Annotated in this window: 19 protein-coding genes and 1 tRNA gene; 9 read left to right on the top strand and 11 right to left on the bottom strand. The window is 34.8% G+C overall.

From position 1 onward, the window contains the following. Positions 1-6: 6 nt before the first annotated feature. Together Q0787_RS15625 and Q0787_RS15620 are read left to right on the top strand one after the other, a co-directional pair. On the top strand, positions 7-1,044 hold the full coding sequence (locus tag Q0787_RS15625) for a M57 family metalloprotease (protein ID WP_298903770.1): 1,038 nt from the start codon (positions 7-9) through the stop codon (positions 1,042-1,044). Positions 1,045-1,159: 115 nt separating this feature from the next. Then, entirely contained in the window at positions 1,160-1,435 is a 276-nt protein-coding gene (locus Q0787_RS15620; protein WP_298903769.1) for an ATP-dependent Clp protease adaptor ClpS, read from the top strand. On the opposite strand, the gene Q0787_RS15615 is transcribed toward Q0787_RS15620, so the two are convergent. From Q0787_RS15615 to Q0787_RS15585, 7 genes are all read right to left on the bottom strand, one after another. Continuing rightward, on the bottom strand, positions 1,432-2,640 hold the full coding sequence (locus Q0787_RS15615) for a hypothetical protein (RefSeq protein ID WP_298903768.1): 1,209 nt from the start codon (positions 2,638-2,640) through the stop codon (positions 1,432-1,434). The two genes, Q0787_RS15620 and Q0787_RS15615, sit on opposite strands and share 4 nt — an antisense overlap. A 108-nt stretch (positions 2,641-2,748) precedes the next feature. Further along, positions 2,749-3,522, bottom strand: a complete 774-nt coding sequence (locus Q0787_RS15610; RefSeq protein WP_298903767.1) for an outer membrane lipoprotein-sorting protein — start codon at positions 3,520-3,522, stop codon at positions 2,749-2,751. Positions 3,523-3,541: 19 nt separating this feature from the next. Continuing rightward, positions 3,542-5,890, bottom strand: coding sequence for an efflux RND transporter permease subunit (locus Q0787_RS15605; RefSeq protein WP_298903766.1), 2,349 nt, complete (start codon positions 5,888-5,890; stop codon positions 3,542-3,544). Positions 5,891-6,039: 149 nt separating this feature from the next. Next, on the bottom strand, positions 6,040-6,636 hold the full coding sequence (locus tag Q0787_RS15600) for a TetR/AcrR family transcriptional regulator (protein WP_298903765.1): 597 nt from the start codon (positions 6,634-6,636) through the stop codon (positions 6,040-6,042). 125 nt (positions 6,637-6,761) lie between these two features. Next, positions 6,762-8,168 (bottom strand): MBL fold metallo-hydrolase, encoded by a 1,407-nt coding sequence (locus tag Q0787_RS15595; RefSeq protein ID WP_298903764.1) that lies wholly within the window; start codon positions 8,166-8,168, stop codon positions 6,762-6,764. Positions 8,169-8,274: 106 nt separating this feature from the next. Further along, entirely contained in the window at positions 8,275-8,685 is a 411-nt protein-coding gene (locus Q0787_RS15590; RefSeq protein WP_298903763.1) for a DUF6691 family protein, read from the bottom strand. A 1-nt stretch (position 8,686) separates the two neighbouring features. Further along, positions 8,687-9,247 carry a YeeE/YedE thiosulfate transporter family protein gene (locus Q0787_RS15585; protein WP_298903762.1) on the bottom strand — a complete coding sequence of 187 codons (561 nt, stop codon included), beginning with the start codon at positions 9,245-9,247 and terminating at the stop codon, positions 8,687-8,689. A gap of 104 nt (positions 9,248-9,351) precedes the next feature. On the opposite strand from Q0787_RS15585, the gene Q0787_RS15580 reads away from it, so the two are divergent. Together Q0787_RS15580 and fusA are read left to right on the top strand one after the other, a co-directional pair. After that, a tRNA-Arg gene (locus Q0787_RS15580) sits at positions 9,352-9,425 on the top strand. Positions 9,426-10,229: 804 nt separating this feature from the next. Further along, positions 10,230-12,302: an elongation factor G gene (gene fusA / locus Q0787_RS15575; RefSeq protein WP_298903761.1), complete on the top strand. Its 2,073-nt coding sequence runs from the start codon at positions 10,230-10,232 to the stop codon at positions 12,300-12,302. A gap of 39 nt (positions 12,303-12,341) precedes the next feature. Here the strand turns inward: fusA and Q0787_RS15570 are convergent, their stop codons facing one another. After that, positions 12,342-12,494, bottom strand: a complete 153-nt coding sequence (locus Q0787_RS15570; RefSeq protein ID WP_298903760.1) for an SsrA-binding protein — start codon at positions 12,492-12,494, stop codon at positions 12,342-12,344. A 661-nt stretch (positions 12,495-13,155) separates the two neighbouring features. Here Q0787_RS15570 and Q0787_RS15565 point away from each other — a divergent pair. Beyond that, the gene (locus Q0787_RS15565) at positions 13,156-15,096 is read left to right on the top strand and encodes an endonuclease (protein WP_298903759.1); all 1,941 of its coding nucleotides are present in this window, start codon (positions 13,156-13,158) and stop codon (positions 15,094-15,096) included. 69 nt (positions 15,097-15,165) lie between these two features. Here Q0787_RS15565 and Q0787_RS15560 read toward each other — a convergent pair whose 3' ends face one another. After that, positions 15,166-17,394 carry a M56 family metallopeptidase gene (locus Q0787_RS15560; RefSeq protein ID WP_298903758.1) on the bottom strand — a complete coding sequence of 743 codons (2,229 nt, stop codon included), beginning with the start codon at positions 17,392-17,394 and terminating at the stop codon, positions 15,166-15,168. Positions 17,395-17,396: 2 nt separating this feature from the next. Then, positions 17,397-17,756: a BlaI/MecI/CopY family transcriptional regulator gene (locus tag Q0787_RS15555; RefSeq protein ID WP_298903757.1), complete on the bottom strand. Its 360-nt coding sequence runs from the start codon at positions 17,754-17,756 to the stop codon at positions 17,397-17,399. A 167-nt stretch (positions 17,757-17,923) separates the two neighbouring features. Here Q0787_RS15555 and Q0787_RS15550 point away from each other — a divergent pair, with 167 nt between their 5' ends. Then, the gene (locus Q0787_RS15550; RefSeq protein ID WP_298903756.1) at positions 17,924-18,871 is read left to right on the top strand and encodes a calcium/sodium antiporter; all 948 of its coding nucleotides are present in this window, start codon (positions 17,924-17,926) and stop codon (positions 18,869-18,871) included. Between the two features lie 51 nt (positions 18,872-18,922). Here Q0787_RS15550 and Q0787_RS15545 read toward each other — a convergent pair whose 3' ends face one another. Next, a complete protein-coding gene (locus Q0787_RS15545; RefSeq protein ID WP_298903755.1) occupies positions 18,923-19,936 on the bottom strand; it encodes a glutamine synthetase beta-grasp domain-containing protein in 1,014 nt (337 codons plus the stop codon). A gap of 189 nt (positions 19,937-20,125) precedes the next feature. Here Q0787_RS15545 and Q0787_RS15540 point away from each other — a divergent pair, with 189 nt between their 5' ends. From Q0787_RS15540 to Q0787_RS15530, 3 genes are all read left to right on the top strand, one after another. After that, the gene (locus Q0787_RS15540) at positions 20,126-22,312 is read left to right on the top strand and encodes a glutamine synthetase III (RefSeq protein WP_298903754.1); all 2,187 of its coding nucleotides are present in this window, start codon (positions 20,126-20,128) and stop codon (positions 22,310-22,312) included. A 210-nt stretch (positions 22,313-22,522) separates the two neighbouring features. Continuing rightward, complete coding sequence (locus Q0787_RS15535; protein ID WP_298903753.1) at positions 22,523-22,663, top strand: hypothetical protein; 141 nt, start codon at positions 22,523-22,525, stop codon at positions 22,661-22,663. A gap of 224 nt (positions 22,664-22,887) precedes the next feature. Then, positions 22,888-23,568, top strand: a complete 681-nt coding sequence (locus Q0787_RS15530) for a Curli production assembly/transport component CsgG (protein ID WP_298903752.1) — start codon at positions 22,888-22,890, stop codon at positions 23,566-23,568. Positions 23,569-23,597 lie beyond the last annotated feature (29 nt).

Raw genomic sequence — 23,597 nt, 5'->3', positions numbered from 1 at the left:
TCAAAAATGAAAAAAATCAAATTTGTGGCAATAGCGAGTCTATGCCTTGTATTTTCTTTTCAATCTTGTGAAAAAGAAAATATAACAGAGAATATTTCAAATCTAGACGAGGACATAATCATTAATATGAACAGTTTAGAGAATCGGACTTTAGTCACTGACACAGAATTACTAGACGCCATTAAGACTTTGGATATTGATGTAGGGATAGTTTCTATAGGAGATTTTCACTTACCTGATGGAACTGTGGAAGAACGAATTTATATAGGAAGCGATATTACTTTTACTAGAGACGAACTAGACGCATTAGTAGGAATTGGTTCTGGACTAGATCGTCAATATAGAACGTTTAATTTAGTAACTGGTAACAATCAAACTATTAATATCTTAGGCTACACAGGAGGCAGCCAAGCATTATCTAGTAAGGCGCAAACGGCTTTAACTAGAGCAGTTGCTAATTATAATAATATAAGCAATATGACATTACAGTTTAATTTATCATTTGGTACTAATTACCAGGCAGCAGACATGGTAGTGTACGATAATTCTGTAAATACACCTAATAGTCAAGGTGGTGTAGCGGGTTTCCCAACATCAGCAGGAGCACCTCATAAATTTGTTCAAATATATAATATCGAACAATTTTCTACAGGTGTAAATGAGCATGTTATTACGCATGAAATTGGACATTCTATTGGTTTTCGTCATTCAGATTGGTTTGACCGTTTAAGTTGCCCTCCATCTTTTCAAGGTAATGAAGGCGCAGGTTCTAATGGTGCTGTACATATATCAGGAACGCCAACAGGAAGAGATTTAACTTCGGTTATGCAGGCTTGTTTTTCAACTAGTGTAAGCGGGAACTTTAATAATAATGATGTTACCGCTCTAAAGGCTATGTATCCAGCAGGTTCTTCAGGTCCTTGTGATGGAGTCTCTGAATGGCAAAGTGGAGTAAGTTATAGCATTGGCGAACGCGTTACTTATTTTGGTAACCTTTATGAGCGCGTAAGTGGAGGTTGGACTCTAATTGGGCCGTGTAGCTAAATATAAAATTTAATTCTCAATATTGGTATTGCAATAATTTTAAAAGACTTCTGTTCTATGAATAGAAGTCTTTTTTTATTACCTGTTTTTTTTTAAATTTATATAAAATTTGTTGATGAGTACCAAAGAGAAAGTACAAGAAGAGCTCCTCGTCGATACCCTAGAGCAGCCTCTAAATGAAATCGTATTATACAACGATGATGTGAATACATTTGATCATGTCATTGATACTTTAATCTATGCCTGTGATCACACTCCCGAGCAGGCAGAACAATGTTCTATTATAGTGCATTATAAAGGCCAATGTACTGTAAAAACTGGTGAATATAAAGAACTTGAACCACGTTGCACTATGCTATTAGAAGCAGGGTTAAGTGCTGAAATTATTTAAAAAAATTTAGAAATAGATACTCTAAAGAAGTCGTCTTCCTTAAAATTGGATAAGATAAATTCGTTAGTGTCTATATTACTAAAAAATCGACCTTCCAATTCAACTTTCCAGCTGCTACCGATTCTTCGAGAAGCCTCAATGCTAAAAATTTTACTATTCGATTCTAAATCAGTAATACCTCCAATAAGCACAGATGTGTCTTGTGTATCGTTTAAAGCAATACGACTTCCAAAGAATATGTCATTCTGTAAAGCATTTAGAGCCAGATTATCTCTATCATCATAAAGGTATTCGCCTAAAACACCAATATCCAAACCATTACCATCTATATTGCTAAATGTGTATTCTAAACCCGCTACTAAGGCGAAAACATCTTGAACCTCAGAACTTCTATAAATGGATTCAAATTTCCAGAGAAACGCATCGTGCGTTACTTGAAGATCTAAGCCTGTTTGATTAATCACGGGATAAAATGCATTGATTCCTCCCGCATTGTCAAAAGAAAACAATGGTTCACGACCAGTACCATAAAAATGAGACAAACCAATATCAAAGGCACCAATAAAATGAGACCATCTAAAAGCAACATCCTGACGCCATTCTTTTGCGCCGCTCTCATAATTTATGTCATCTTTATCAATAACCAAAGGAAATCGTAAACGGCCTTTTTCACCAGAAAAAATGCGTTTTCGATGATATGGTAAATAGAAAAAATCAAAATTCCCATAGTTAGTAGATAACGTATACTGGATCATCGGTTGCCCTAGTTTGTCCTCCCCATCAAAAGACTCAACTACATCTGTTTGATTAATAATATCTACGAGGTGATTGCTTTCGGTAACACCCCAAAATATTTTTTTAAGCCCTACACTAAGCTCCCAGTTATTCTTGGCTTTTTGATAATAGAACTCTCTAATATCCCAGTGCGTTCGGTTATCGTCTTGATCCAACCGAAAAAAACCAGTGATGTTAATACTCTCATATCCCTTATTCCATGCTAAGTTATATTCTGGTTGAATGGCAATTGAAGGGAAATGATCTTTTTGCCCTTGAAACTGTCCTTTATTTGGGAAATATCGATATTCAGCTTCGAGTTCAAGTTCAAAATCTTGAGATAGCGTTTTATCTTTTCCCTGACCATAGCCAGAATATTGAACTATAAATAAAAGGAAGGCAAAGAAGTATAATGGTTTTTGTTTGTTCATTGATGCTATGATTTAAAAGCGCAATACCAAAAACTATTGCTATTAATCAATACTAACTAAAACGATGAAAGTAAATAGTTAATGATATTGCGGCTTTCTTATATGCTATTAGTTACCTGCTCTTTTTAATGCAACCTGTGAAAAGTCATCACTTGTGAGGTTGATGTCGAAATTATAATCTTTAAATTCTAATCGGGTCTCCTTGTTACTTTGATGATTTATCATATTAAAAACACCGGCACGCCAGAACTTATTTTTGTAGAGTTTATAATCTGAATATGTAAGCGTCTTTAACAGCGCATTTTTTCGATCGTAGAATTCTACTTTTTCAATTCTGTAGCCTTTATCTTTATTATAACTCACTAAGCGTCGCGTATAACCAGATTTAGGATCTACAGGATCTTGTTCTACTATGAGAAGCCCATTTTTTTCTTCTAAAAATTTATAAGCATATTTTTCCACTTCCTGAGATGATAGGTCTTCATAAGCAAATTCACTTCCAACAAATGGTCCAGATTTATTATTAGATGAAATTCTCTTAACACGCTTTATTGAAGGTAGGTATAACCACTGATCGTCTGAACCTATTTTATGAGTAAACGTTAAAGTTGCTGTGCCTTTAACATCTTTCGGACTATTAAAAACAATCAGAGACTTGTCTCCATCTTCTGTTAATTCTAAGGTTTTAGTTGTTAGAGACCGTTCACTTGTTTGTCCATTTTTATTCTTTAAGGTCATTTTTAATTCTACAGACGAACTGTTGAATCCGAGATCGGCCTTTTCAGCCGCTTTGGCAATTTCTAAACCGCGCTGTTCAGGCGTTTGTGCATTCATATATAAGACACACGATAATGCTGTAATTGTAATTAGTAGTTTTTTCATTTTTATTTACTTTAATTATTTATTTTAACTGATGGTGTTTTTTTTTGCTTGTTAAAATGAGCAGGGAAGGCAGGAGAATAAAATCTATAACCAAAGCAGATATAATTATGATTACAGTAATTCTTGCCATATAACTATTAAGGGCAAATGATGAGGTAGAAAGTATAGCGAAACCAGCAAGTAAAACTAGTGTTGTAGTAACTAAGGCCTTTCCAACAGTTTCAAACGCATATATTACTGCTTGCTTTGCATCATAACCTAACTCTCGTCTTGCTCTTAAAAACTTGCTCATAAAGTGTACAGTATCGTCAACAATAATTCCTAATGTCATACCAAAAACGATGACCATCCCTGTATTTATTTGTCCTTTATATAGTGCCCAAATTCCAAAACCTACTAATACAGGTGTAACATTTGGAATAATACTTAGTAATCCGAGTTTGAAGTTTCGTAAGGCAAACATTAAGACTAGAGAAATCAAAATAAGTGCTATAATGTTTCCTTTAAACATGCTGTCTGCTTGTCTAAACCCAAGTTTGGAGAACATTAGAGTAGGGCTCACTCCAATAGCGTGCATAGCTTCTGGCGTGTTGTTTTTTAGCCAATCTTCACCTTTTTTTGAGAAGATTATCATATCTGCACTCGTAATGTTTTCAATGGTAACAGTAACACGGGTTTCAGATTTATCTACATTAATTTGATTATTTAAGTCTAAACCAAAAGGTAATGAGAGCTCATAAAGTAATAAATATTGAGCCGCTTCTTCGCGACTTTCAGGAACACGATAAAAGGCCTCGTTATCACCATGCATAGATCGGTTAACACGTCTTGCTACTTCGCTGAAGGCATTAACATGAACAACTTCAGGTTGCTCTTTTAGCCAGTTTTCAAAAGCATTAAGATGCCTTAGGTATTCTGGATTGTTAATTCCACCACTTTCTCCACTACCAATAGAGTATTCTATGTTATAGATTCCTGTTAGGTTATCGCTTATATAATCTGTGTCTGTTCTAAATTCTACACTTTCATCAAAGTAGTTGATAAATTCATCATTAAAAGTGTTTTTTGTGGCGAGATATGTTAAACCACCAATGATAATGAGCGATATGATAGTTAATCTACCTGGTTGCTTAACAACGAAAGTTCCAAGAGCGGTATACCAGTTTGCACGACTACCTTTTGATTTGCTCTGCTTAGCTTTAGATTTTACAGGTAATATGGCCATTAAAGCAGGTAGGGCTGTTGTTGAAAATATAAAGGCCATTGTCATACCAAAGGCAGTAATGTTTCCTAGATCCCAAAATGGAGGAACATCTCCAAAGTTCATGGTTAAAAACCCAATAACTGTTGTTAAACTAGTGATGAATACTGGCATAAAGTTTAATCGCATAGACTCTGTTAGAGCGTCTAATTTTGTCAGGCCATCTTTTCGCATTTTTTGAAGCATCGTAATTAAAATGTGAATACTATCAGCCACAGCAAGCGTTAAGATCATGGTCGGGAACACAGATGAAGGTGGGGTGAGTTTAATTCCCATGAGTCCAACAAATCCCACAGCACTAATTATAGAGAACATTACAACAACTAAAGTTGCTAGAGTACTATAAATATTTCGAGTTAAAATAAATGTTGTGATAATCACAATGATTAACATTAACATGGTTAACATAAGGTCTCTCATAGATGCTTCAAAGAAGGCTGTGTTTAATGGAACCAACCCAGAAGAGTGTACCTCAAAATTTGGATGGTTTTCCTTGAATTTTGCAATCATATCTCTCACAAATGCAGTAACTTCAGGAATTTCTTTAGCACTATCTTCTCCAGGTAATCTAACCGTAATATTTATGGCAGTAACACTTCCTTTTTCATTTAGAATGCGATTGACCAATAGAGGTTCTTTTAAAGCCTTTTCTTTGATACTTGCTATTTCGATATCGGTCTTTAGAGCAGATTCATAAGATAAATCATCAACGTATAAATCGTCACCTTGAGCACTCGTATGTTGAAAGTTTGTTAAGGCATCTACTCTAGAAGAGTATGGAGTATTCCAGGCCTCGGCTGTTAACTCTTCTATAGCTGTAAGATTGGCTTTGGTAAACACATTCTTGTTGGAAGGAGATAATACGAGTATCACATTGTCATCCTTGGTATATTTTTCTTGTAAGGCATCAAATGCTTCTAATTCTGGGTTGGATTTACTAAAGAAGACATGGTAATCGCCATCGAATTCCATATTGCCTTGAGAGCCCAATCCTAGTGCAAGAATTAGAGAGGCAATTAACACATACCATTTCCTTTTGATAACAAATTCAGCCCATTGTTTTGCGAATTTGTTGGATTTGTCGCTTACTTTTTTAAGTGCATTCATTTTTTTGATTGATTTAATTGACCAGTCAATTATTCATTTTGACACAGATCTTTGTTAGTTACTTTTAAGACGTTTACCGTTTTATGTTCGGGGACAATTTTTACTATAACTTAAAAATTGACCAGTCGTCTATTAATGGTTAAAAAAAATTATTTAAAGAAAATGTTTCGTATCATATTCATGAAATTATCTATTGGATATGAACTATTCATTGCTTTCATTGTAGTCATTGATCCTTTTCCTGCATCTTCAATAAAAGCAGCAATATCCTCAGCATTCATGGTATTACTTATTTCTCCATAATCTTGAGCTTCCTGAATGACTGCAGTAATAATAGAGAGTACTTCTTGTTCTTTACGCAAAATACTCGTTCTAATAAGCTCACTATGTTCAGACATTTCGTTACCCACATTACAAGCCATACATCCCATTTTACAGTCTAATTCATTTTTCAGAATGTTATATCTAAATTCATGAAAGTCTAAAAGACGCTGCTTTGGAGAAATCGTATTGTTTTGTAAAATTTCTTTCGCAGGTGTAAAATGGTCGTCAAAGTATTTTTCGATTGCTTTTACTGCAAAATCCTCTTTACTTTCAAAATAAAAATAAAATGAACCTTTTGGAATGCCGGCGACTTTTACAATATCATTGACACTTGTCGCATTATAGCCTTTACTCCATAACAACTCCATACCCTTATCTAAAAGAGTATTTGCTTTAATATCATGTTTTAAGGTCTTGGCCATAATTTAATTTAACAATGCAAATATATGACCACTCGTCTAGTAAATAAAATTTTTAACTGTTAAATTTTTTATAACGAAGAAAAAGAGCAGTTATAGTTTTGATTATATAAGGTGTTTTTCGCGGTTTATAATGTTGACGGACAAACAAAATCTTTTGTAGGTAAATCTGTTTTTTTAATTGCTCCAAAGCCTCCAGCAATATCAACTAAATTATGAAAGCCACGTGCCTTTAAAATAGATGCTGCTATAACACTCCTATAACCTCCAGCACAATGAATATGGTACGCCTTATCTTTAGTAACCTCACTCATATTGTCATTTATAAAGTCTAAAGCAAAATGTTGTGCATTTTCTAAATGCATACTATTATATTCTCCATCTTTTCTAACATCTAAGATGTTAATGTCTCCATTTTTAACCCGAGTTGCGAATGTTTCTGCAGAAATAGATTCTAGGGTAGAAATGTCTTTTCCTGCGATTTTCCAGGCATCAATTCCTCCCTTTAAATATCCAAGAGTATTGTCGTACCCTACACGTGATAAACGGGTTACAGCTTCTTCACTTTTTCCTTCTGGAACCACTAAAAGAATAGGTTGTTTAATGTCTGTTATTAATGCTCCAACCCAAGGAGCAAAACCACCATTTAAACCAATAAATATAGAATTAGGGATGTGGCCTTTAATGTAATCACTCTGAGGTCTAACATCTAGGACTAGCGCTTCTTCATGGTTGGCTATTCCTTCAAAATCGTCAGGGTTTAATGGAATATTACCCGTATTCAAAACCGTCTCAAATGCATCATATCCTAATTTGTTTAGCATGGCATTCTTCGCAAAATACTGAGGAGGAGGAGCAATACCATCAAGTACTTCTTTAACAAACTCTTCCTTTGTCATATCGGCTCTTAATGCATAATTAGTTTTCTTTTGGTCTCCTATAGTTCCAACGGTTTCTTTGCTCAGGTTTTTACCACAAGCAGAACCTGCACCATGTGCTGGATAAACGATAACATCGTCAGCAAGAGGCATTATTTTATTTCGAAGAGAATCAAATAACATCGCTGCCAAATCCTCTTTTGTGAGATCAGATTTAATGGCTAAATCGGGCCTTCCTACATCGCCTAAAAACAGGGTGTCACCAGAAAAAATAGCATGATTTCGTCCGTTTTCATCTATTAATAAATACGTTGTAGACTCTAAAGTATGTCCAGGTGTATGTAAGGCTTTAATTGTGATATTTCCGAGTTGAAAGATCTCATTATCTTTAGCTATATGGCTGTCATATGTTGTTTCGGCACCAGGACCATAAATAATTGTGGCACCTGTTTTTTTTGCTAAATCTACATGACCCGAAACAAAATCTGCATGAAAGTGCGTTTCGAAAATATATTTGATTTTTGAATTATTATTTTGCGCTTTTTCAATATAAGCTTGGGTTTCACGAAGCGGGTCAATAATAGCCACTTCACCATTTGACTCTATATAATAAGCACCTTGTGCTAAGCAACTTGTATATAACTGTTCTATTTTCATAGTAATATAAGATTTCGTTTCCGTGAACGGGATAATTAACAACTGTAAATTGTGCCCCAAAGATACGAAGTATTCTGTTTTTAAAAGTGACAAAAGTCAGGTTTAACTAATGCGGTAATTTATCTTTTAAAATTCCATAAACATAGGTGCCTAGTATAGCGGCAAGAATTACAATGATTACTGAAAACGCCCCTGTTCCAACAAGAATATACATTGGGCCAGGGCAGGCACCAGACAAGGCCCATCCTAATCCAAAAATGGTACCTCCAATAATATAACGAGGCAGGCCTTTAGCTTTTTTGGGAACAGTCATAAGTCCGCCATTAATATTTTTGAATTTTTTGCTCACTAGCAGTAAAATTATTCCAGTAATTACAGAGCTCCCAATAATACCATACATATGAAACGATTCAAATTTGAACATTTCATAGATGCGATACCAGGACACGGCTTCAGATTTTACGAGTACGATTCCGAAGATAATTCCGACGAATAGAAATTTTATATACTTTGCCATATTAACTGAAAATTAAAGGGAATAAAAGATGAATCATAATAAGTCCGCCCATAAAGAAACCTATCACAGCTATAAGTGAAGGCAATTGTAAACTACTTAATCCTGTAATAGCATGGCCAGACGTACAACCTCCAGCATAGCGTGTACCAAAACCAACAAGAAAACCACCAATAATTAAAATAGCTAACCCTTTGAGGCTAAATACGGCATCCCAACTATAAAGCTCTGGAGGCAGTAAAGATTTGCCTGCATTTTCAAACCCCATCGTTTGAAGTGTTATTACAGTTTCTGGGTTAAGGTCAATATTTGTTGGTGTCGAGAGGTAAGAATGGGCAATAAAACCTCCTATAATAGCACCTAAAACTACCGTAAGGTTCCAGCGTTGTTCTTTCCAATCGAAATCAAAGAATTTTACTTTTTTTCCAGCACCACCAATGGCGCAAAGTGTCCTTAAATTGGAAGACATTCCAAAAGTTTTTCCAAAATATATTAATATAAACATGATGAGTGCGATAAGTGGACCGCACACATACCATGGCCAGGGTTCTAGAATGGATTGCATAAAAATGAATGTAAAAATTAAATTCAAAAATAAGAATTTAGATTTTTGAATTAATAGTTTGGATATAAATTAATAAAAGTAGTATATTTGCATCCACAAAATTAGGCCATGTGGCGCAACTGAATAGCGCACTTGATTACGGCTCAAGAGGTTGCAGGTTTGAATCCTGCCATGGTCACGAATAAACAAAAAAGCAAGCAAAATAAAATAGCTTGCTTTTTTTATTTTGTGGCTTTTTTGTTTTCAAAGCGGAGCTTTGTCAGGATGGGCGTAGCCAATCCTGTTAGATGGAGCGGAGCTTTGTCAGGAAGGACGGAGTCAATCCTGTTAGATAGAGCGGAGCTTTGTCAGGAAGGACGGAGTCAATCCTGTTAGATGGAGCGTAGCTTTGTCAGGAAGGGCGTAGCCAATCCTGTTAGATAGAGCGGAGCTTTGTCAGGAAGGACGGAGTCAATCCTGTTAGATGGAGCGGAGCTTTGTCAGGAAGGGCGTAGCCAATCCTGTTAGATGGAGCGGAGCTTTGTCAGGAAAGGCGTAGTAAGTCTCATCCGCCTGTGAAGTGTGACGTTATACGAAGTAAGACGTTGTTTTCAATTTTTTCAAAACCGCTATCAAACTTGTCTAAATAAAATTAAAACCTATATTTGCAGAGATTTCAAAAACAAATGAAAACAACTAGAGTACATATAATTGCTTTAAACGGTGCTATCAGAACTGTGTTTTTTGGTAGGATAAATTCTGCATTCTAAAAATTAAATCTTCTATATATAGTAAGGCTTTCTTTTTAGAAAGCCTTTTTTTATTCTACCTATTCTAGAATCCAAAACAGATAATAACAAACCTTAAACATGTTGACATTAAAATTCATAGTATCATTAAATGTGTTCCGAAATTTTCGGGAGAGGTAACCTATTGTCTAAAAAAACGTAGAGCTTCTCAGAAATGAGAGGCTTTTTTTATTTAAACAATTAAATTTATAATAATGAAAAAGCATAGAAGATTAAGAAATATAGGAATTATAGCACACGTAGATGCAGGAAAAACAACGACCACAGAGCGTATTTTATATTACACAGGAAACATCCATACATTAGGAAATATTGATGATGGAAATACAGTTACAGATAGCGATCATCAAGAAGCTAGTCGTGGTATTACAATTTCGTCGTCATCAGTTTCTGCTAATTGGAATTATAATGAAAAGACCTATCAAATTAATATTATTGATACGCCTGGACACATTGATTTCTCAATTGAAGTTGAGCGCTCATTACGTGTTTTAGATGGAGCAGTTGCATTATTTTGCGCGTCTTCAGGAGTAGAACCTCAATCTGAAACGGTTTGGAGCCAGTCTGATAAATATAACATTCCTAAGATTTGTTTTATTAATAAAATGGATCGTATTGGAGCCGATTATTTTAAGGTAGTGAGTGACATTGAAGTCGAATTTAATGTGTCAACTTTACCTTTGCAGATACCTATTGGTGAAGGGGATGATTTTGAAGGTGTTATTGATTTATTAAAAGAAAAAGCCCTGTATTGGAATTCAGATAATCATGGAAATACTTGGGAAACTAAAGATATACCTGATCATTTGAAACCTTTAGCAGACAAATGGCGAACCATTTTAATTGAAACGATTTCCAATTTTGATGAAACTATAATGCTTAAATATTTAAGTAACGACATCATAAGTACTGATATTCTTAATGAGGCTATTCGAGAGATTACGTTACAGCAGAAAGCAGTTCCTATATTATGTGGTTCGGCTTATAAGAATATTGGTGTACAACCCGTATTGGATGCTGTTATTAATTATTTGCCTTCACCTGAAGATATCGCATATATTGAAGGAATAAATAGATTATCTAATGAAAAAGAGCGCATACGTTGTACAAGAGAAGCACAGCTTACAGCTTTTGTATTTAAGGTAATAACAGATAAGTATTTTGGGAAATTAGCTATGGTACGGTTGTATTCTGGTCATGTTAATGTTGGATCAACAATCTTAAATTCTAGGACAAATCTAAAAAATAGAGTGAGTCGGATTTTAAAGATTCATGCCGATAAGCATACTGAATTAAATGAAGCACAATCAGGAGATATCGTAGCTCTCATAGGATTGAAAGATGTAAAAACAGGAGATGCCTTATCTCAGGTTAATATGCCTTTTTCATTAGAGAATATAGAGGTTTTAGATCCTGTGATTAGTTTGGCTATAGAACCAAAATCTAAAAATGATGAAAAACATTTTGGAGAAGCTTTAGCCAAAATTTTGGCAGAAGACCCTTCTTTACAAGTGGCTTTTGATAAGCAAACAGGCCAGACCTTACTTCAAGGGATGGGAGAATTGCATTTAGAAGTTCGCCTAGAGCGTTTGCGTTCAGATTTTGGAATTCAACTCAATAAAGGCAACCCTAAAGTGTCTTATCGAGAACTTTTAACACAAGATGTAGAACATACAGAAGTGTTTAAAAAGCAAACTGGAGGCACTGGGCACTTTGCTCAGATTTCATTTATTCTTGGCCCTAGACGAGATCAAGAAAAAGGATTGGAGTTTGTTAGTGAAATTAAGGGAGGTGTTATTCCAAAGGAATTTATTCCTAATGTGAAAAAAGGATTTTTGGAAGCGATGTCCTCTGGTGTTTTGGCAGGTTATCCTTTAGAAAGTATGCGAGTCATTCTTATAGATGGAAAAATTCATGATGAGGATTCTAGCGCTTTGGATTTTGAAACTGTGGCTCGAAACGGATTTAAAAAAGCCGCCGTTTTGGCAAAACCAGAATTGTTAGAACCTGTTATGAATGCCGAAATTAGCTGCCCGGAGGATTATTTAGGTAATGTAACTTCAGATGTAAGCAAACGTCGAGGTGTGATTACAGCAATTAAGGAAAACGGTATAAAACGAATTGTTAGTGCTGAAGTTCCTTTAATAGAGACTTTCGGATATATTTCCGCTTTAAGAACTTTAACTAGTGGTCGTGGTTCTGTTACTTTACAGCTATTAAAATATAGGAAAGTACCTGAACGTATATTAGACCAGATAGGGTGTTAATAACGAAGCGTCACAATGTTGTGGCGCTTTTTTATGTTCTTACCCCAAAGCTCGCTTGGTCACGTAAACTCGCCATCCAATAATGGCTAACTGGAGTTTTGTTGCTTTGCTGAGGTCTAACTGTTGTTTGGAATAACTTGGTAAGAGTAATCTATTAAGTTTGGCAAGTCCCTTAAAGAAATTCTGCTTCATATACGTTGGGTTTAAAGATTAAACCTAATCGTAAATTTAAGAGATTTGAAATGGATGCCAAAGAACTTCTTTTTAATTTTTAAATGTTGTAAAACTTATTCTAGACTAAGTTTTACAATCTTGTGGTTGATTTAGCTAATCGAAAAAAGAATATCGATTATTAGTTTTGCAAGTGTCATCATAATGTTTTGGTTTTAAGGTTAATAATTATCTCATTTTCTTGATTGAGTTTTCAATATATAATTTTGGCAATCCATTTTCCAAACATTTATAGCTAAATCTATGAAATTGCATATAGAATTATAACTAAAAAGACGGTATTTGTTTCGGTATTTATGTGACTCTCTTGTATGATATTTCATTTTGTAATATTAAATAATAGTTTTTGTTTTAATTTGTAATAATTCAAGGGGGTTTTTGAGCTTGTTTTTTTTTACCAAGGGGCATTTCGTCATAAAAACACGAAAAAATAAAGATTTCGTCTTTTTCGTTTTTCAATTTTTTGAAAAATGAGTTACAATCAATACTTAGGAAAAAGTAATCTTTTGTTAAATTTTATCATTTATTGAATGGATAATTCAAAATAGCCTTAGGAGATGATTACATTTGTAAAAAACATACAATGAAAACACCGCTATTATTTTTCATATCCATATGTTTTATGCAGCTTTCATTTTCACAAGTGGTTATTAACGAACTCGATTGTGATACACCTGGAGTTGATAATATGGAATTCCTAGAACTTTTAAGTGACACCCCAAACTTTCCTTTAGATGGTTATGTTGTCGTATTTTTTAATGGGTCCACTTCGGGAATGAACTCTAGCTATTTTACAGTAGATTTAGATGGTTACGTTACCGATATAAATGGATTGTTGCTTATTGGTAGTAATTCGGTGAGCCCTGTACCTCAAGTACTAATTTCAGAAAATGTATTTCAAAATGGAGCAGATGCCGTTGCTATTTATCAGGCAAATGCTACAGATTTCCCAGAAGAAACTGTTGCCACTATTGATAATTTAGTCGATGTTTTAATTTATGGAACAGCCGATGCTGACGATGTCGATATGATAAATATTTTTAATCAAGATCCTAGATTTGCTGATATTCAACAAATTAATGAAGGTCCTGGGAACAATACCAATTCCATTCAGAGATTTGTTGATATGGATGATAATGTAACTTATACCGCTACAGATCCTACACCAAGGCAGCTTAATGATGGTAGTGGGGTTGTACTTAACGGAATTAGTATGAGTGTTGCCCAAACACAATATAATGAAGACGAAGCGTTTGATATTACCTTTACTTCGGAAACACCTGTGACCGAAACTTTAAATTTTAATATTCTACTTGATAATTTTGGATTTGATTCATCAGATTTTACTGGAAATACAGCGATTACAATTCCTATGAATCAGAGTACAGCTTCAACAACAATTACCTTAATTGATGATTCTGATGATGAAGGCGACGAGGTTACTCGAATTCGATTTGAGAGTTTACCAGTTGCTTACCTCGCCCTTAATAATAATCTACAAATTAGAATTGTAGACAATGATTTTACAGTGGCTAATTTTGGAACACCGTTAAATCCTACCTTCGGAAATGTAACTAGTGCACAACCTGCAGGTTATTACAACACACTCGATGGGCTTGCTGATGACGATTTACGTCAGGCGTTACAAAATATTATTGCAGATCCAAGTGTCGTAAGAGCTCAAACTTATGCTGATGTTTTAGACATTCTTATGGATGCCGATCAAAACCCTTTAAATAGTAACCAAGTCTGGTTGTTATATACTGAACAAGGAAGAGCTAAATTAGATTTACAAACAGGTTCTGATAATAATGGGAAATGGAATAGGGAACATACGTATCCGAGGTCGAGAGGCGGTTTTAATGATATTGAGGCAGATGAAATTGCAGATGGGGTAGATGTGTTTTGGACGACAAAAGCAGATTCTTTACGTCACGGAAATTCTGATGCTCATGCGCTTCGCGCTGCAGACGGACCGCAAAATAGCACAAGAGGTAATCAACATTATGGACAATATACTGGGCCTGTAGCAACACAAGGTAGTTTCTATGGTGATGTTGCGAGAAGCGTTTTGTATATGGAAATTAGATATAATGGCTTACAAGTCGTTAATGGCTTTCCTGAAAACGGACCAGGAGAGTTAGGAGATTTAGCAACTTTACTAGATTGGCATAGAAATGATCCTCCTGATGATTTCGAAATGAATAGGAATAATATCGTTTATACTTGGCAGTTTAATCGAAACCCTTTTATCGATCAGCCAGATTTGGTAGAATATATTTGGGGAACTAATGTTGGAGATACTTGGGATCAAGAACTCAATGTAACCGAGTTTGATGTTAATACGGTTAAAGTGTATCCTAACCCTTCTAACGGTAGGATTTCTATCCAAGGTTTAAACACCGATGCAGTGGTTAATGTATTGTCTGTAGAGGGCAGACAGATTAAGGCCATAAAAGGGAGTGCCAATAATGTGATAGATTTTAACTTGGCAAGCGGAATGTATGTACTTCATATAATTTCAGAAGAAAAAACAGTTGTCAAAAAGTTATTAGTTAGATAACTTCGTATTGAATCCATAAAAAAAGCGTCTCAAAAATATTGAAACGCTTTTTTTATAGACGATTGTCAATTAATGACCTATTGCTCGAATGAATAGATTGTTGCCTTTAGATTTTCCCATGATGATATCTGGAATCGCCTGATCTTTTTCTTTCCAACTCGATGTTGATTTGTTTCCGTTTTTATCATTTAAGGTAATTTTTATTCCCGTAATCTCTCCTGCCTTATTGCGACGTACTTTTGTGAATTTTGCATCAATGCCAAGTTTTTTTAATTGGCTTTTTTGTCTTTTTAAGTTGTCATCACTAGCGTCTTTAGTTATTATAAATTCCGCTAAGCTATGATCGTCACTTACAAAAGCATAAGATGCGTTAGTTGTAAATACATTAGGGCTGCCTTCTACAACTTCTACTACTGTTGGACTATATTGACTACCAGTAACAACTGTTCCTGTTCTATAACCCCTCACAACTTTAGGGGACTTCGTTCTAACAACGACTGCGCCATTTTTCGCTTTTTCTCCATATACCTTAACGGCTGTTTTATCTTTTATTATATCTATAGTGTTTATACTATTTGGGTCTATATCACTTACTTTTCCGTTAGCAATAACTTTTCCATCAACAATATAAAGTGGTTGTTTACCGTCGGTTTCAATAAATTCGTATAAGACTCCTGTTTTGTACTTTTCGTCAGATTTAACAAAGATGTTTTTTGATCCTTTTTTGGTCATTATGATAACACCATTTTTTCCTTTTTCGCCATAAAGCTCATAGGCAGAGGTGCCTTTTAAAACATTAATAGTGCTTATTTTTTCAGAATCAATATTTTCAAAAACAGATTTGTCTACCTGTTTCCCGTCAATTATAAATAAGGGATTATCAGATTCCGAAATAAAAATATTGGTCTTATTTCCATTTTGAGAGGCGTTAATATTTGTCTTTGTGCCATCATCACTAATCCAAAAATTTCGCCCTGTAGCTTGGACATGGATTTCAGATTCATCGCCATTAGAGGTGTGAACCTTAATTTTAGTGGCTTTGGCTTTTTTGTCATCATCATCTTTTTTCCAGGAGTTATATACTTTTACTTTCTTATCATCGTCACTTTCCCAAACTGTATATGCTTTATCTATAGTCCCAATATTGAATGACTTCTCAGTGCTTTTAAAGCGAAATGCAGCAATACCGTCCTCATCATTTATACTGTAGTTTGATGAACGTTCGGCACTTTTAAAATCTGTTTTAATACTTGTGATTTCTCCTTTTGCATTTCGTTTAAGGTCTGTATAAGTAAAAGTTATTCCTTTTTCTTTGAGGCGCTCCTGAAGTTTCTCAAGTTGTTTGTCGGTAGTATCTTTGGAAATAACTACTTCAATATCTCCAGTTTGAAGAGCAGGAGAACTAGATGTTGAAATGTCTTCTGAAGGCGCTTCAATATATATAGTTTCTGTGTTGAAACTCATCATAAATAAGGCTATTACCGGAAGTACTAGTCCAAATTTAAGTTGGTTAATTTTGTGTGATTTTGATTTGTGTAACATAACAATTCGTTTTTTAATTAATGATGTATAAAAATTATTAGTAAATATCAGCCTATGATTTTTCACGCTCGCTTTTAATAAAACCGTTTGATAACTTTTATCGCATTCTGAAATGTACTGAGCTTTTTGATCCGCAATAAATTCTAAATTTTGTTGTAACGCTTTTTTGTACAACCAGATAATCGGGTTAAACCAGAATAGAATACATGACAACTGGGCAAGGATGGTATCTACAGAGTGTAATTCGGAGGTGTGAACTTTTTCATGATTAATAACGTGTGCTAGTTCATCATCTTTGAACTGATTTGGATTGTAAACAATACGATTAAAAAATGAAAAAGGAGGAACCTCTGCTTTAGTTTCAAGGAGTTTATGTGAATGGGACGCTACCACTTGACTTGTCTTTAAAATTTTCCTTAGAGACAAGAACTCTATGGCTAATTTTCCTAAGAAAAATAGGAGTCCAGCTAAATAAGCCCACAGTATCAATTGAGAGTAATTAAAAGGTGTCTCTTGTTCAATCCCTTGATTATTAACATATATAGAAGTATCTGTGGCAAAGGTGAAACCTGTAGTTTGAGTTGGCGTATATTCAATATAAGTGGGAATAACAATCAATGGAATACAGCAGGCGAATACCAGACCCGACAGTAAAAACCACCTATTTGCTTGAAAGAAAGTTTCTCGTTGCAAAAACAACTGATAACATAGATAGAATATTAAAAGTATGGCAGAAGCCTTAAGTAAATAGTCCATAATTATTTCTTTTTTTCAATTAAAGCAATGATTTCTTTAAGTTCGTCAACACTAATTTTTTCTTCTTTAGCAAAGAAAGACACCACGTTTTTATACGAACTATTAAAATAATTTTCGATAGCAGTATTCATAAAACGTTTTTTGTAGGCCTCTTTACTCACAATAGGGAAGTATTGATGTGTCTTACCATATGCGTTGTAACTTACATATCCTTTTTCTTCCAAATTTCTTATGATGGTTGATAAGGTGTTATAGTGAGGTTTGTCTTCGGTGATTTCTGCAAGTACATCTTTAACAAAACCTTTTTCAAGGTTCCATAAGATGTGCATAATTTCTTCTTCTTTATTAGTTAACTTTTGCACGATTGATAGGTTTTGATTGTGTGACAAATCTATAACTATTTTTATAGTTATACAACTATTTATTTAGTTATTTAACTAAAATTTAAGTTTTTGCAATTATGAAATAGGGGGATTTTAACTATTTGTCACTATGCAAATTATGCTATCTTCGCAAAAATTTAGAATACATGAGTTTAGTCTGGATAATCTTAGGATTAATGTTGTTGGTTGTTGGTGGTGAGTTTTTAGTGCGTTCATCGGTTGCGCTATCATTTAAATTGAGCATTTCTAAGATGGTCATAGGTATGACCGTTGTTAGTTTTGCAACATCGGCTCCAGAGCTATTAGTGAGTTTAAATGCCGCATTAAATGAGTCTCCTGCGATTGCTATAAACAATGTTATTGGTTCAAACATTGCTAATATTGGGCTGGTCTTAGGTATTACGGCATTGGTAAGTTCTATTGCGGTAGACAAGTCGTTTTACAGGCTTAACTGGCCAGTCATGATGTTATTTTCAATGGCGCTTTATTATTTCCTGTCTAATGACAATCAACTAACCTCTGTGGAAGGTCTTATTTTATTTTCAGGTCTAATTGTTTTTTTAGTCGTCCTTATACGATCTGCAAAAAAAGATGCGACAACCGAAGTTGTTGATGATAATCTTGCGATAGTATCTAATTTTAAAATTGGGATTTGGTTACTTATTGGTGCGGCAGCACTGTATTATGGATCAGAATGGTTAGTAGAAGGAGCAAAAGATTTGGCAACAGATGTTGGTGTAAGTGAAGCCGTAATTGCGGCAACAGTAATCGCCATTGGTACTAGCGTACCAGAATTAGCGGCTTCTGTTATTGCGGCTGTTAAGAAAGAAAAAGCATTGTCTTTGGGGAATTTAATAGGCTCAAATATTTTTAATATTGGTTCTGTACTTGGTTTAACATCTATCGTAAAGACGATTCCTGTAACAAATGCTTCTATTTTGGATCATGATATTTTTTGGATGTTAGGATTTGCTGCAGTGTTGATTCTATTGATTCTTATACCTAAAAGGTTTCAGATTTCGCGATACAAAGGCCTCCTGTTGGTTGTGGCCTATGGCGCCTTTATATTTTTAGCATTTAAATCTCAATCATAAAAAACGCCTTCTTAGAAGAAGGCGCCTTTATGAACAATATATCAATGGTATCTAACCAATATTGGCAGATTTTACTGTTTTTACAATACGACCGGCAATTTTGTATGGATCACCATTTGACGCAGGGCGCCTATCTTCTAACCAGCCTTTCCATCCTTTTTCTACTGTAATAATAGGAATACGAATAGAGGCTCCTCTATCTGAGACACCATAACTAAAATCATCAATAGAAGCTGTTTCATGCAAACCAGTAAGGCGTTGGTCATTAAACTCTCCGTAGACCGCAATATGTTCTTTTGTTACTGGTCTAAAGGCTTCACAAATTTTTTCATAAACCTCTTTACTTCCGCAAGTTCTTAATGTTGTATTTGAAAAGTTGGCGTGCATTCCAGAACCATTCCAATCACCTTTTACTGGTTTTGGGTGGTACTCAATATAATAACCATATTTTTCTGTTAAACGATCTAAAAGATAACGCGCAATCCAAATTTCGTCACCAGCTATTTTTGCTCCTTTTGCAAACAGCTGAAATTCCCACTGCCCAGATGCTACTTCTTGGTTAATACCTTCGAAGTTTAATCCTGCCGCAATGCATAAGTCTGCATGCTCTTCAACAAAATCACGTCCATGTGTGTTTCTTCCACCTACAGAGCAATAATACATACCTTGTGGTCCAGGATATCCTCCAATAGGGAAACCTAGTGGTAATTGCGTATGTGTATCCATGATAAAGTATTCTTGCTCAAACCCAAACCAAAAGTCATTATCTTCATCTTCTATTGTAGCTCTGGCATTAGATTCGTGTGCTGTTCCGTCTGCGTTTAAAACTTCTGTCATTACCAAGTAACCATTTTCTCTAGCTGGGTCTGGATAAATAGCAACAGGCTTTAATAAACAATCTGAAGATCCTCCTTCAGCTTGTCGGGTAGAACTGCCATCAAAAGACCAGATTGGACAGTCTTCTAGTTTTCCGCTAAAGTTATCTTCAACCTTAGTTTTGCTTCTCATGTTTTGAGTTGGCTTATAGCCATCTAACCAAATGTATTCTAACTTAGATTTGCTCATGCTTATTAATTTTTTTAAAAATTGAAAGCACAAATATTGTAATTTTTATGTTTTGGTCAAAAAAAAGAGGGTTATTTTAGATAAAATGTTATTAACAACTGTTGATACCCTATTTTTTTAGGGGTATATTGTATATGTTTTCAAATATTAGTTATTTTTGCCCTAATAAAATTAATAAACAGTAATAATATGTCTACTTTAAGATTTCATGCATTAAAGGAAGTATTTAATCATCGACCAATTCAAATTAAGGAACAGGCAAGACGATCTGAAATTTTTGGGTCTAATGTGTTTAACGAATCTACGATGCGGCAATATTTAACTAGAGAAGCATTTGAAAGTGTTATGGATGCTGTTAGTAACGGTTCTAAAATCGATAGAAGAATTGCCGATCATATTTCAACAGGTATGAAAGAATGGGCGATTTCCAAAGGTGCTACACATTATACACATTGGTTTCAGCCCTTAACTGGTGCCACTGCAGAAAAGCATGATGCATTTTTTGAAACAATTGGTAATGGCCTTTCAATCGAGAAATTTGAGGGCGGGCAACTTGTACAGCAAGAACCAGATGCTTCGAGTTTTCCTAATGGAGGTATTAGGAATACATTCGAAGCTCGAGGTTATACGGCTTGGGATCCTACGTCTCCGGCATTTATTTATGGAACGACATTATGTATACCAACCGTTTTTGTGTCCTATACAGGAGAGGCTCTGGATTATAAAACACCATTATTAAGAGCGTTGCAGGCAGTAGATTCGGCTGCGGTTGCTGTTTGTAAATATTTTGATAAAAATGTAAAAAAAGTAAATGCTTCTTTAGGATGGGAACAGGAGTATTTCTTGATAGATAGTGGTTTAGCTATGTCTCGACCTGATATTGTGCTCACTGGTAGAACCTTATTAGGACACTCTCCAGCTAAGGGACAGCAACTAGATGATCACTACTTTGGTACAATACCAAATAGAGCGATGGCCTATATGCGTGATTTAGAAACCGAATGTATGTTACTTGGTATTCCTGTAAAGACAAGGCATAACGAAGTGGCTCCTAACCAGTTTGAATTAGCACCAATTTACGATGAAGCTAACTTGGCTGTTGATCATAATTCTTTATTAATGGATGTTATGGAGAAGATTGCTGAACGACATAATTTTAAAGTGCTTTTTCATGAAAAACCATTTGCTGGAGTTAATGGCTCTGGTAAACATAATAATTGGAGTTTAGGAACAAATACAGGTGTGAACTTGCTAAGTCCAGGAAAGACCCCAATGAGTAATCTTCAATTTTTGACATTTTTTATTAATACAATTAAAGCGGTTCACGACAATGAAGAATTATTAAGAGCGGCAATTGCTTCGGCAAGTAACGATCATCGTTTAGGGGCTAATGAGGCACCGCCAGCGATTATGTCTGTATTTATTGGAGCACAGTTAACAAAGGTGCTTGACGAGTTAGAAAATGTAACCAATGGGAAACTTTCTCCTGAAGAAAAGACCGATTTAAAATTAAATGTTGTTGGAAAGATTCCAGATGTGTTGTTAGACAATACAGATAGGAACCGAACCTCTCCTTTTGCATTTACTGGTAATAAATTCGAATTTAGGGCTGTAGGTTCTACAGCTAACTGTGCTAATCCGATGACCGTTTTAAATACTATTGTTGCCAGACAGTTAATTAATTTTAAAGATGAGGTCGATGCACTTATTTCTAAGAAGGACATGAAGAAAGATGACGCTATTTTTAATGTGCTGAGAGAGTATATTAAAACATCGAAACCAATTCTATTTGAAGGCAATGGCTATGGTGAGGCATGGGAGAAAGAGGCTAAAAAACGAGGACTTAGCAATAACAAAACGACTCCAGAAGCTTTAAAGGCGAAAGTATCGCAAAAGGCCATTCGCCTTTTTGAAGAATTAGGCGTAATGAATAGTGTAGAGACGGAAGCACGCTATGAAATTGAAATGGAAGAATATGTGCTTCGAATTCAAATTGAAGGAAGGGTATTGGGTGATATTGCCAGAAATCATGTGGTGCCAACAGCCGTTCGTTACCAAAACATTTTGATTGATAATGTAAAAGGACTTAAGGAGATTTATGGTGCGTCTTTTAAAAAGTTGGCAAAAGAACAACTGAATTTAATTGAAGATATATCTAGTCATATAGAAGGTATTAACTCTAAAGTCACAAAAATGACAGAGGAAAGGAGGAAAGCCAATGCTATCGAAAACTTAGAAAATAAGGCTCATGCTTATTGCAATAAAGTGAAACCTCTTTTTGATGATATTAGATATCATTGCGATAAGTTAGAATTGCTTGTTGATGACGAACTTTGGCCGTTGACGAAGTATAGAGAGTTGTTATTTACAAAATAAAAGTGTTTCTAAAAGCCCTGTTTATTGAGGTTTTTAGCGCTAAATGGATGAAATTTAGGCTTATCTGTACGTAGTCTTACGTATATACAATCCCTATTTAATGTATTTCACCCCATAATTTTATCAACTAGTCGAAAATATAGTTAAAGCTATATAAACACTAACATAATTGGTTAAGTTTGTAATGCTATTAATCAATTTTTTGTAAAAATGAAAAAGTTACTACTAAGCGTAGCTGCGCTCATGTTTGCTACCTTGTTGTTTTCTCAGGACGACTCTAACGACGTTAAAGATGACCTAACTCAGGACAGCGTTGTAAAGACCGAAGCGAGATTTCAAGCAGAATCGTAAATGATTTCTGATGCTTACAAAAATTAGTTGGCATAGTTTTCATTGCCAGTTAAAAAGACAAATGAATTTTATAAATCCATTTGTCTTTTTTTATATAGGACAGTTAATTTTCTTAAAAATGTAAGTCATTGATAATTAATTTTTTATATTGCCAGCCGCCTTACCAAATCTTTTGAACCTAAAATCACTTTGTTATTGGTTTAGTTTAACCAAAACAAAATTTGATGATAGCACAACAAATTCGTTTCAATTTACTAATCTTAGTAGTTTGTTTAATTGGATGTCAGTCGGTAGCTCAGGAGTTATCCGAAACACCAAAGGAACCCAAAACCAAATTTTACGAAATAAGAGGAACTAATGCCTTCGATGTGGCTTTAGGAACTTCTGTAATCAATGGAGATTTCATTGATCCTATGTTCGAGATTTATAGTCATTTTGGTTACAAGCGACATCTAACACCACATTTAGCAATAGATTTTGGGTATCATAAGTTTAATTTGGCATATATCGATCTTTTTAATGAAGGTTTTATGTCTTTTGATCTTAATCTAGAACTATTGGTAATACCACATGAGCGATTTTCACCATTTATTTTCGCAGGTGCAGGTTATAATGCGTCCAATCATTTTAAGCAAACAGCTCCAAAAGTTCAAGGAGGAATAGGCTTGGAGTGCATCGTATCTAATCAATTTGCACTTAAATTATACACAGATTATAACTATGTGTCTAGCGATACACTCGATGGTTTAGAAGCTGGAGCATCTGATGATACGTACTTTAGAATTGCCTTTGGTATGAACTTCTATTTTGGTGGTGCGGAAAAGAAAGCTAAAATCTTGGAAGATTATTCAACCGAAATTGAATCAAATTCAATAACTGATGATAAAAATAGACCCAAATTGTAATTAACAATTCTTATTTTTGTGGCTCAAAA

It is taken from the genome of uncultured Psychroserpens sp., assembly GCF_947492715.1.
GTDB lineage: Bacteria > Bacteroidota > Bacteroidia > Flavobacteriales > Flavobacteriaceae > Psychroserpens.
This window is presented reverse-complemented; position numbering and strand designations above follow the sequence as displayed.

Excerpts from the sequence above, each read along its gene's own strand:
- Q0787_RS15625 (WP_298903770.1), top strand. The coding sequence starts at position 7 with ATGAAAAAAATCAAATTTGTGGCAATAGCGAGTCTATGCCTTGTATTT.
- Q0787_RS15620 (WP_298903769.1), top strand. The coding sequence starts at position 1,160 with ATGAGTACCAAAGAGAAAGTACAAGAAGAGCTCCTCGTCGATACCCTA.
- Q0787_RS15615 (WP_298903768.1), bottom strand. The coding sequence starts at position 2,640 with ATGAACAAACAAAAACCATTATACTTCTTTGCCTTCCTTTTATTTATA.
- Q0787_RS15610 (WP_298903767.1), bottom strand. The coding sequence starts at position 3,522 with ATGAAAAAACTACTAATTACAATTACAGCATTATCGTGTGTCTTATAT.
- Q0787_RS15605 (WP_298903766.1), bottom strand. The coding sequence starts at position 5,890 with ATGAATGCACTTAAAAAAGTAAGCGACAAATCCAACAAATTCGCAAAA.
- Q0787_RS15600 (WP_298903765.1), bottom strand. The coding sequence starts at position 6,636 with ATGGCCAAGACCTTAAAACATGATATTAAAGCAAATACTCTTTTAGAT.
- Q0787_RS15595 (WP_298903764.1), bottom strand. The coding sequence starts at position 8,168 with ATGAAAATAGAACAGTTATATACAAGTTGCTTAGCACAAGGTGCTTAT.
- Q0787_RS15590 (WP_298903763.1), bottom strand. The coding sequence starts at position 8,685 with ATGGCAAAGTATATAAAATTTCTATTCGTCGGAATTATCTTCGGAATC.
- Q0787_RS15585 (WP_298903762.1), bottom strand. The coding sequence starts at position 9,247 with ATGCAATCCATTCTAGAACCCTGGCCATGGTATGTGTGCGGTCCACTT.
- fusA (WP_298903761.1), top strand. The coding sequence starts at position 10,230 with ATGAAAAAGCATAGAAGATTAAGAAATATAGGAATTATAGCACACGTA.
- Q0787_RS15570 (WP_298903760.1), bottom strand. The coding sequence starts at position 12,494 with ATGAAGCAGAATTTCTTTAAGGGACTTGCCAAACTTAATAGATTACTC.
- Q0787_RS15565 (WP_298903759.1), top strand. The coding sequence starts at position 13,156 with ATGCAGCTTTCATTTTCACAAGTGGTTATTAACGAACTCGATTGTGAT.
- Q0787_RS15560 (WP_298903758.1), bottom strand. The coding sequence starts at position 17,394 with ATGGACTATTTACTTAAGGCTTCTGCCATACTTTTAATATTCTATCTA.
- Q0787_RS15550 (WP_298903756.1), top strand. The coding sequence starts at position 17,924 with ATGAGTTTAGTCTGGATAATCTTAGGATTAATGTTGTTGGTTGTTGGT.
- Q0787_RS15545 (WP_298903755.1), bottom strand. The coding sequence starts at position 19,936 with ATGAGCAAATCTAAGTTAGAATACATTTGGTTAGATGGCTATAAGCCA.
- Q0787_RS15540 (WP_298903754.1), top strand. The coding sequence starts at position 20,126 with ATGTCTACTTTAAGATTTCATGCATTAAAGGAAGTATTTAATCATCGA.
- Q0787_RS15535 (WP_298903753.1), top strand. The coding sequence starts at position 22,523 with ATGAAAAAGTTACTACTAAGCGTAGCTGCGCTCATGTTTGCTACCTTG.
- Q0787_RS15530 (WP_298903752.1), top strand. The coding sequence starts at position 22,888 with ATGATAGCACAACAAATTCGTTTCAATTTACTAATCTTAGTAGTTTGT.